The organism is Pseudarthrobacter raffinosi (genome assembly GCF_023913835.1).
GTDB classification, from domain to species: Bacteria; Actinomycetota; Actinomycetes; order Actinomycetales; family Micrococcaceae; genus Arthrobacter; species Arthrobacter raffinosi.
Window position 1 is genome coordinate 1 of sequence record NZ_JAMXBG010000036.1, and the last position, 9250, is coordinate 9250.

Annotated in this window: 10 protein-coding genes and 1 pseudogene; 6 read left to right on the top strand and 5 right to left on the bottom strand. The window is 64.1% G+C overall.

The genetic code is table 11. The features are described 5' to 3' along the window. Positions 1-96 precede the first annotated feature (96 nt). Both NG697_RS20630 and NG697_RS21515 read left to right on the top strand, forming a co-directional pair. The gene (locus NG697_RS20630) at positions 97-522 is read left to right on the top strand and encodes a DUF302 domain-containing protein (RefSeq protein WP_252569992.1); all 426 of its coding nucleotides are present in this window, start codon (positions 97-99) and stop codon (positions 520-522) included. A gap of 248 nt (positions 523-770) precedes the next feature. Next, on the top strand, positions 771-1184 hold the full coding sequence (locus NG697_RS21515; RefSeq protein ID WP_252615068.1) for a DUF7793 family protein: 414 nt from the start codon (positions 771-773) through the stop codon (positions 1182-1184). Between the two features lie 75 nt (positions 1185-1259). On the opposite strand, the pseudogene NG697_RS21455 reads toward NG697_RS21515, so the two are convergent. From NG697_RS21455 to NG697_RS20650, 4 genes and pseudogenes are all read right to left on the bottom strand, one after another. Further along, a pseudogene (locus tag NG697_RS21455) lies at positions 1260-1421 on the bottom strand (helix-turn-helix domain-containing protein); the annotation flags it as partial. Further along, positions 1422-2870, bottom strand: a complete 1449-nt coding sequence (locus tag NG697_RS20640) for a dihydrolipoamide acetyltransferase family protein (protein ID WP_252615069.1) — start codon at positions 2868-2870, stop codon at positions 1422-1424. A gap of 2 nt (positions 2871-2872) precedes the next feature. After that, positions 2873-3985: an alpha-ketoacid dehydrogenase subunit beta gene (locus NG697_RS20645; RefSeq protein WP_252570001.1), complete on the bottom strand. Its 1113-nt coding sequence runs from the start codon at positions 3983-3985 to the stop codon at positions 2873-2875. Beyond that, entirely contained in the window at positions 3982-5199 is a 1218-nt protein-coding gene (locus NG697_RS20650) for a thiamine pyrophosphate-dependent dehydrogenase E1 component subunit alpha (RefSeq protein WP_252615070.1), read from the bottom strand. The genes NG697_RS20645 and NG697_RS20650 overlap by 4 nt, the downstream gene beginning before the upstream one ends. Positions 5200-5918: 719 nt before the next feature. On the opposite strand from NG697_RS20650, the gene NG697_RS21460 reads away from it, so the two are divergent. The 4 genes from NG697_RS21460 (at position 5919) to NG697_RS20665 (ending at position 8154) form a co-directional block, all read left to right on the top strand. Next, a complete protein-coding gene (locus tag NG697_RS21460; RefSeq protein WP_374209964.1) occupies positions 5919-6032 on the top strand; it encodes a ribbon-helix-helix domain-containing protein in 114 nt (37 codons plus the stop codon). Between the two features lie 300 nt (positions 6033-6332). After that, positions 6333-6917: a hypothetical protein gene (locus NG697_RS20655; RefSeq protein WP_252615071.1), complete on the top strand. Its 585-nt coding sequence runs from the start codon at positions 6333-6335 to the stop codon at positions 6915-6917. Next, positions 6917-7546, top strand: a complete 630-nt coding sequence (locus NG697_RS20660) for an RES family NAD+ phosphorylase (RefSeq protein WP_252615072.1) — start codon at positions 6917-6919, stop codon at positions 7544-7546. Before NG697_RS20655 ends, NG697_RS20660 begins: the two co-directional genes overlap by 1 nt. 143 nt (positions 7547-7689) lie before the next feature. Continuing rightward, positions 7690-8154, top strand: coding sequence for an Lrp/AsnC family transcriptional regulator (locus NG697_RS20665; RefSeq protein ID WP_056345240.1), 465 nt, complete (start codon positions 7690-7692; stop codon positions 8152-8154). Positions 8155-8197: 43 nt separating this feature from the next. On the opposite strand, the gene NG697_RS20670 is transcribed toward NG697_RS20665, so the two are convergent. Continuing rightward, complete coding sequence (locus NG697_RS20670; RefSeq protein ID WP_252615073.1) at positions 8198-8995, bottom strand: SGNH/GDSL hydrolase family protein; 798 nt, start codon at positions 8993-8995, stop codon at positions 8198-8200. Positions 8996-9250: the final 255 nt, after the last annotated feature.

Consider the following 9250-nt stretch of genomic DNA (forward strand, 5'->3'; position numbering starts at 1 on the left):
CAGACCCCGTGCCGGGGCAGTTTCCCCCCAAACTGCCCCGGCGCGGCCCCCAACCTGAACCGGCCGTATCTGTAACGACATATGAGGAGCAGGCTCATGAGCTATACCCACACTGTTACCGTCCCGCTGTCCTGGGAGGACGCTGTCCAGCGCACCCGCGAGGCGCTCGGTGAACAAGGCTTTGGCATACTGACGGAAATCGACGTCCGCTCCACGTTTGAGGCCAAACTCGGCACCGAGGCCGCCGACGCCATCGGCGACTATGTAATCCTCGGCGCCTGCAACCCCACCCTGGCGAGCCGCGCCCTCGCAGCCGAGCCGGAACTCGGTGCGCTGCTTCCATGCAATGTCGTTGTCAGACGAGGCAAGAACGCGCACGAAACCACCATCGACGCCATCGACCCACAAACCATGGTCCAGCTCAGCGACAGCCCGGCCGTCCGGGAGGTCGCGGACGAAGCCGATGCCCGACTTCGCAAAGCCCTCGCCGGGCTCAGCGATGCAAAAGACATCTCCAACTGACCAAAGTGTAGGCACTTGCAAAATGCAGAGAAGCCTGTGCCCAGGTTGAGCCTGGCCAGATAAGCCAGGTGATGGGGTGCGGGCCTTCGTATCAGAACCGATCCCCTGGCCGCAGGACTATTTTGGTCTGGCCCTACGGGCCGCAGTTCGCATCGGAGAGGCTCGCGGGGAAGGGTCCGTGAGAAGTACAGGCCTTGCTTCCGGCATCCGCCGGGGCCGGTGTAGCAGCCGCGTTGGTGCCGACTATCATGGGGTCCACAACCAATACGGAAGGCCATCGAGTGCGGCGAACTCCACTAGAAGGAGGAAAAGGCTCTGTCGAGCTCCGAGGCGACGGTATCGTCCATCTAATCTGGACGCCCCACGCCAAAATCGACGTAGCCGACGCCAGGGCAGCGATGGCGATGGTCAACGAGGTCTGCAACGGCGTCGATCATCCCATGCTGGTCGATATGGCTGCTACGGAAACTGTCAGCCGCGAAGCGCGCGCCGTATGGTCCATCCCGTGCGCGGCTTCACGGATCGCCCTACTCGGTTCCAGCCCGGTAGATCGAGTCGTTGCTAACTTTTTCCTTGGCATCAACGCGCCCCATGCCCCCACGAAGTTCTTCACTTACAGGAGCGAAGCAATGAGCTGGCTGTTGGGAGACACTGCCCATTGATACAACTGAGGGTAGGGTCGTTCTCCTTGCAACTGGGACGAAACCTGGCAGCTGCGCGCACGTCAGGGCCAGGACGCTTCCCAGCCTGACGCCCGTGTCGCCGCGTTCAATGCGGCGCACTGTGGGCATGGAGAGATTAGCCCGGTCCGCGGCCAGCTCCTGGCTGAGGCCAAGCACGATTCTCCATTGCTTCAGGTGCTCGCCCAACAGCTCTGCGGTTTCGTCCACCAAGGCCACCTATACGTCGGCGAGGATGGACGTCGGCCTCTCAATCGCATCGGCTACAAACCGCAGGAATCCGGCTGCTGTGCCGCCGTCGCACACGCGGTGATCGAAGGTGAGCGTCAGTTCGGTGACCTTGCGGACCGCGAGTTCCCCCTCCACCACCCACGGCTTGTCGATGATCCGGCCAACGCCGAGGATCGCCACCTCGGGGTGGTTGATGATGGCCGCGGATCCGTCCACGCCGAAGACGCCGTAGTTGTTCAGCGTGAAGGTGCCGCTACCCAGTTCCTCGGGCGTCGCTTTGCCCTCGCGTACGACGGCGGTGAGGCGGCGGATCTCCGCGTCCAGTTCGCGGGCACTGAGTTTGTCCGCGTTGCGGATCGAGGGGACCATCAGTCCGCGGTCCGTCTGGGCCGCAAATCCCAGGTTGATACCGGCGAACCCGATGATCTCCTGGGAGCCGTCGCCAGTGGTTTCGATGCGGGTGTTCAGGTCCGGGAATCTTTTTAACCCAGCGGTGACAAAACGTGCGATGAACGCGAGGAGGCCAGGCGTATTGTGCGGATCAGACTTCTTGAGGCCTGCCCGGAGTTCCACCAGCGCCGTGGCATCCACGTCAACCCAGACGGTGGCCTCGGGGATCTCCGCACGGCTGCGGGACATGTTGGCGGCCACGGCCTTCCGGACACCCTTGACAGGCGTCCGGGACGAAATGCCCAGGCCAGTGCGGGAATCGACAGCCCCCTGGGTTTCGACGGGCTCAACCACCGGGCGTTCGGTGGTTGAGCCTGTCGAAACCTCAACCGCCGGAGCGCTGATGACCGCTTCAACGTCCTTACGCATGATCAGGCCGCTGTCACCCGAGCCGCTAATTTCGCCGAGATCAACGCCGTGCTCCCTGGCCATGCGCCGGACGAGCGGTGAAATGACGGCTCCCAGTTTCCCGGGGACCCTCGTGCGGAGCAGCAGCAGGTCATCGGCCGCCTTCTGGGCGTCAGGCTCAATCACCGGATGGTCGTTGGTTGAGCTCGCCGAAACCACGCGGGGAGCCCTGGTTCGCCGGGCAGCGCCGCTGCCGCCGGGAGTCCCGTAACCGATCAGGACATTTCCGGACCCGGCCTTCTCTTCTTCGCGGTAGGTAGCCGCGGCACCGGTTTCGGCAGGCTCAACCGCCGAGGCCTCCGTGTCGACAGGCTCGATCACCGGCATCGGCGCACCACTCGGAAGCACGGAGATCAGCGGCTTGCCCACATCCAGCGTCTGGCCGGGTTCGCCGTGGAGCACCGTGACAGTGCCGGCGTACGGGGACGGGACTTCCACCATGGACTTGGCCGTCTCCACCTCGGCGATGGGCTGGTCCACGCGGATCTCGTCCCCTACGGACACGAGCCAATTGACCAGTTCGGCTTCGGTCAGGCCTTCGCCCAGATCAGGGAGCAGGAATACTTTCGGTTCACTCATGGTCAGTTCTCCCACTGGAGGTCGTCAACGGCGTCGAGGATACGGTCCACGCCGGGCAGGTAGTAGTGCTCGAGCTTCGGTGCAGGGTACGGGACATCGAATCCCGTCACGCGGCGGATGGGAGCGGCAAGGTAGTGGAAGCAGCGTTCCTGGACCCGCGCCACGATCTCTGAAGAGACGGACGCGAAGCCGTGCGCTTCTGCGATCACCACGGCCCGGCCGGTCTTGCGGACGGAGGCGCATACGGTCTCGTCGTCGAACGGAACGATGGAGCGGACGTCGATGACTTCCAGCGAGCGCCCCTCCTCCGCAGCAGCGGCGGCTGCCGCCAGTGCGGTGGGCACGGACGGTCCGTAGGCGATGAGCGTTGCGTCGGTCCCGGAACGGGCGACGGCGGCACGGCCTTCCGAGGACGTCCCAGCTGCCGCGTTGGCCGAGTGCTGCGCCCGGAGATCCTCAAGGTCCACCAGGTCTTTCGACCAGTAGAGCTTCTTGGGCTCCATAAACATGACGGGGTCGTCCGAATCGATGGCCTCCCGCAGCATCCGGTACGAGTCGGCCACGGTGGCGGGGGTGAACACCTTCAGGCCCGCGGTGTGGGCGTAGTAGGACTCGGAGGAGTCGCAGTGGTGCTCCACTCCCCCGATCCCGCCGGCATAGGGAACCCGGATCACCATGGGCAGCTTCACGGTCCCCCTGGTGCGGTTGTGCATCTTAGCCACGTGGCTGACAATCTGCTGGAACGCCGGATACGCGAACGCATCGAACTGCATCTCCACCACCGGCCGCATCCCGTTCATGGCCATCCCCACGGCCATGCCCACAATGCCGGACTCGGCCAGCGGCGTATCGAAGCAGCGCTGCTCCCCGAAGGTCTTGGTGAGACCGTCCGTGATACGGAAAACCCCACCCAGCAGGCCCACGTCCTCGCCGAAGACCAGGACGGACGGATCGGCGTGCATCGCATCCGCCAAGGCCGTGTTGAGTGCCTTGGCCATGGTGACCGGCTGCAGCCCGGAAGCTTCAGCTACAGAAGCGGCGGACGCCGCAGCCCGGGCAGTTGCCGCGCTGACGTTGCCATTCGCCTCGGACGATGTGGTGATGGTCGGACTCATTTCGGCGACTCCTCAGACGACGCTTCGCGGGACAGCTCGTCGGCCAGCATGGCTGACTGCTCCTTCAACTGCGGTGTGGGCACCGAGAACACGTGCCGGAAGAGCTCCTGCGGGTCCACCGGAACGTCCTCGCCCAGGCCGTCCCGCAACTGGGAGGCAACTGCTTCCGCCTTTTCCGCGATCCGCGCGGCGCCGTCGTCGTCCAGCAGTCCACGCCCGGTGAGGTACGTCTTCATCCGGCTGATGGGATCCTTGGCCAGCCACTCGGCCACCTCGCTGTCCTGCCGGTAGCGGGTGGCATCATCGGCGTTGGTGTGTGCCTGCATCCGGTACGTGTGAGCCTCCACGAGGAGCGGCCCGGAACCTTCCCGTGCGAGCTTCACGGCCCGGTCCAGCACGGCGAGGAGGGCCACCACGTCGTTGCCGTCCACCCGTTCGCCGGCCATGCCGTAGCCCACTGCCTTATGGGCGAGCGACGGCGCCACGGACTGGTGCGCCAGCGGCACCGAGATGGCGTACTTGTTGTTCTGGACGAAGAAGACAACGGGCAGGTGGAAGACGGCGGCGAAGTTCAGGGCCTCATGGAAGTCACCCTCGCTGGTGGCGCCGTCCCCGCACATCGCCAGGACTACGGTGTCCTCGCCGCGGAGCTTTGCGGCGTGCGCGACACCCACGCCGTGCAGCAGCTGGGTGGTGAGCGGCGTGCACTGGATGCCCACCTTGTGCCTGGCCGGATCGTAGCCGCTGTGCCAGTCACCCCGGAAGATGGTCATGGTCTCCACGGGATCAACTCCCCGGGCCATGACCGCCACTGCGTCCCGGTAGGTGGGGAACAGCCAGTCGCCGTCGGAGAGGCAGAGTGCGGCTGCCACCTGGCAGGCTTCCTGGCCGTGGCTGGACGGGTATACGGCCATGCGGCCCTGGCGGACGAGCGCGGAGTTCTGGTCGTTGACGCGGCGTCCGACGACGAGCTGCTCGTAGGCGGCCAGCAGTTCCTCATCGGCGGGCAGGGGGTACTCGTGGCCGGGCTCTGTGCCCTGCTCACTTTCTGCTTTGAGCCGTCCCTCCGGATCCACCATCTGGATCTGGTGCCGGGCGGGCAGCATGTAGTCCTCCACCGTGATGCCGAACTTGCGCACCGCTTCGGATACTGCGTCTTCAGCCGGCAAACGCTGGGCCTGGTCCGGCGCAGGGTGGTCCGCGGAGATCGTCATTGGTCCGTCCTTCTGTAGCCACTAGTCGGTTCCAGTATGGCCCCGAGGCAAGTTTCGTATCCAGTACCTGAGCGAATCGTGGAGAAGACAGATGCTTACGGTCATTTTGAGAGACGAATCGCAACCAGCGGTGGCGCTGCAGCAAGGAGCCGTGGACGTATTGGCACGCATATCGGTCCGGGCGGTGTCGGCATCGCCCAGGGATAAAAAATCGCCCCAGCCTTATTGGCGAAGGCGACAATTTCACTCGACTTGTTCGTCAGAGTTCACGGTCCACCCATCGGGCTGGTGGCAGCGACTTTTGCGGGCTTTCACCTGAATAACAAGCTCTGCGTCCACGGAGCGAGCGTATCGCTGGAGCGTGAACAGCGTCGGGTTGCCTCCGGCTCATTACCGTCTTCCTTCGCGGACACCTAACTATCGGCTGCAACGGATATGGTGTCGACTCGCGGCGACCATCGGCGTCGGCGGCGGCGATGACTGGGGGAAGGTGCCCGCGGTTGCCGCCAGCACGCCGGCGAGAATGATCGTGGCGACGACTCCCACGAGGAGCAGGCCACCGCCTACTGATGTGCCGGGCCTGACTGCCGTCCGGCGGCAAGGAAGAGATGATTCACGCCTAGGCAAATGAAGCTGAGGCAGGCTATGAAGTCGACGAGCTGCATCCTCCTCGGCGAGGCCGCCCGTCGTTGGGGCAAAGTCCCGGCGTGCAGCTGTCCGTGCGCCTGGAACCGGAGTTGGCGGACCTATTGTCGCAGAGCGCCGCCGAAAGGCATATCAGTAAATCCGTTCTGATTCGCGACGCGGTTCGGCACTACTTGCATGTTTCGTGAAACGAATTGTCCACATTTCGGCCAGAAAACATGGAGTAGGCTCCGCGAACACCGCGCCCCTGAGGCCAGATAGAACACGGTGAAACCGTCTTGGCCCCACGACTGCCTCACGCGGAGCTGTCCGAACGAACAAACGACCGCTTCCGAGGCAGCATCTTCAGTCGGTAAACTTCTGGGCCTGGTCCGGCGCCTTTCCGAGGAAGAAGCTGCCAGAGTTTCTTGTCCCACAATCATTAGCAATGGCATAGACTGTGGAGGTCGTTAGGAGACATCATCGCTGTCAAGGACCGCCGCACCGGAATGAAAACCGACCACGGGGCCGGCACCCTCAATGCATGGATCAACTCTGCCCGTCCCTCATTTTCTGAACAGGACCTGGTCTCAGCCCTGGAAGACATGACCCGCAGCACGACGGCAGCCGAGTTGCCCGCACGCGACCGGGACTTCTGGGACAAGAACTCGGGAATCGCAGCCGACCATGCCGCCGTCGCTATAGCCTCCGCGGCGAACGCCGCCGCCCGGCTCGTTTTTGACGCTTCTGCCCTCACGGCCGCCGAGGTCGCCGAGCGTATGCACATGTCCGCGTCCACCATCCGGCACTACAAGTCGGCACGGAAGCTCTACTCGTACCTGGTCAACGGCAAGCTAGCCTTCCCGCAATGGCAGTTTAACGATACGGGTGACAAGTCGATCCCCTTCTTGGAGGACGTTCTGGGTGCGTTGCCCGACGACCTGCACCCGCAGGCGGTGGCCGGGTTCTTCCTGACGCCCCAACCCGACCTGGTCCTGAACGGAATGCATGTCTCGGCCAAGTCATGGCTGGAGGCCGGCGGCAGCAAGAAGGTCGTCGTCGACCTTGCCGAGGGACTGGCGGCCGGCTACTGATGCCGGACCAGTACCCGCCGAACGCGGCTACCCTGCGGGCTCTGGGGTACGAAGCAAAGACGATACCGGCTGGCACCGTGCTGTGGCGGATCCACTTCACCGCCTCGGGGCATGTGGTGCCGTGGAACCGACTGCGCACCTGGGGGCCCGTGCCGGGCTCACGCTGGGAACCTCACCCGCTGCCGCCAGGTGATGCCGCGCCGCTGGGTGCCGCCTACCTCGGTGAGGATGTGCTGACGTGCTTGGCGGAGGTATTCCAGCTGACCCGTTTCGTTGACGTCGACCGCGACGACCCTTACGTCACGGCGTTTAGTACCACGCGTGACCTCGTACTGGCCGACCTCACGGGAGACTGGCTGCTGCCGGCCGGCGGTTCTGCGCAGATCGCTTTCGGCGAGAAGGAGCGAACCCGAGCCTGGGCCCGTGCCATCCATGAGACGTGGCCGGACCTTGATGGCGTGTACTCCCTCTCGGCCATGGCCCTGAGCCGCAAGGTGGTGACACTGTGGACCGAGGACGCCATACCGGCCGCCCCAGAGTTCTCCTCACCCCTGAACGCGCCGGGCATCGTCTCCGATGTGATGGCAGCTGCTGCGAAGATCCGTTACACCAGCAACATCATCCTCTGAACACGCCCCACCACCGCTAACCGTCCCTGAGGGAAGTTTCGTATCCAGTAGTTCGCCAAATCGTGGAAGGTTCCGCCGGATGGACCTACTCTGGAAGACGAATTGAAATGTGATCCGGACAATGAGCGGGAGCGGTGGACGAATTGGCACGACTTGAAGGAGATTCCGGTGAAGTGCCGCTGGACGACGTCGATCGCAGGATCATCGCCGAACTCACCCGGGACGGGAGGATGTCCGTGACCCAGGTGGCCGAGAATGTCCACATTTCCCGCGCCCACGCGTACACCCGCATTGCCAGGTTGACCGGCGAAGGTGTGCTGACAAAATTCACGGCCCTGGTGGACCCCATCAAGGCCGGGCTGAAGTCCTCCGCCTACGTGACGTTGAAGGTGAGCCAGCATTCGTGGCGTGAGCTGCGCGAGCAGCTGCGCGCGATCCCGGAGGTCCACCACATCGCACTCGTGGGAGGCGATTTTGATGTGATCCTGCTGGTGCGCGCCATCGACAACACCGACCTGCGGCGCGTGATTTTCGACCAGCTGCAGGCCATGCCGGGCGTCCAGGACACACAGACTTTCCTGGTGTTTGAGGACGTTGATACGCGCTAGTACATGATGTCCAGGAGGCATCGCCGCGTCCGCAGAAGGCGGCTCACTGAATCAGCGTGGCCCAGGACTCCAGGAACTTCTCAGCAAGATGCGCGTGGCCGGCGGTGTTCGGGTGCGCACCGTCAAAGTCGAATCCGGGGCTGTTGGCCCCCGTGAACCAGCCGGCCTCGTAGGCGTCGATGAACGGAGCACCAGCGGCTGCGGCCCCTGCGCGTACGGCGCTGTTCGCACCGCGCAGTTCCTCCGCGACTGGCTGCGGGGCCGAGGGCCCAAGAACAATTACCTGGACGCCGGGCCACAACCTGCGGGCCGCCTCGATGGTCTGCACCGTGGCGGTTTGGATTTCCTCAGGGCTGGTGATCAGCGCGTCGTTCTGGCCGCCCTGAAGGATGAGGACGTTGGGGACGAAGCGCGGATCCTCAGCGATTTCCCGCAACCGGACTTCGTACTCACGAGCCTGGTTGTCCTGCGGACCACCGCCCCACACGAAGCCGGTTCCGCCCACACCGTCGATGTTGGTGGGGTATCCGAGCGAGCCGGCAGCAAGGTACGCCCACCCCTGGTCTGGCCGATCCGCGCCGTCACCGGCAGTGTACGAATCGCCAACAATAAGGAGGACCGGCTGGGCGGGAAGCTGGATTTTCAGCTGTTGGGCCGTTGGAGTGGCTGTGGGTGCCGGGGTCGCCGTGGCAGTCGGCGTGGCCACCGGAGAGCTTGCCGTCACAGGGCTTACGGCTTCGCCCGGGTCGCGCGGATTCGTCAGGGCAATTCCTGCTACCCCGAAGGCAACCACGGCCAGCAGAAAGAGTGCGCCGTACTTGATCCATTCCTGCTTGGTCATGTTAAGTCGCCCACCGTTTCTCGCCACCCGGCACATCATACCGGCGTCGTCGCGGAGAAACTCAGCATGTTCAGGTAAGAGGTGATCCGTCTAGGCGGTGGCACCTCCCTTTGCTGCCGGGCGCCGCAGACCGTCGTCTCGGCGCGAAGGAGCCTAGTGTTCCGTGTTAATGGTTTGTTTGCGTTTCATCTTGCCCAGGAGATAGTCCGCTGATTTGGTCCAGGTGAATGGTTTGGCGTCCTGGTTGTAGTTCTC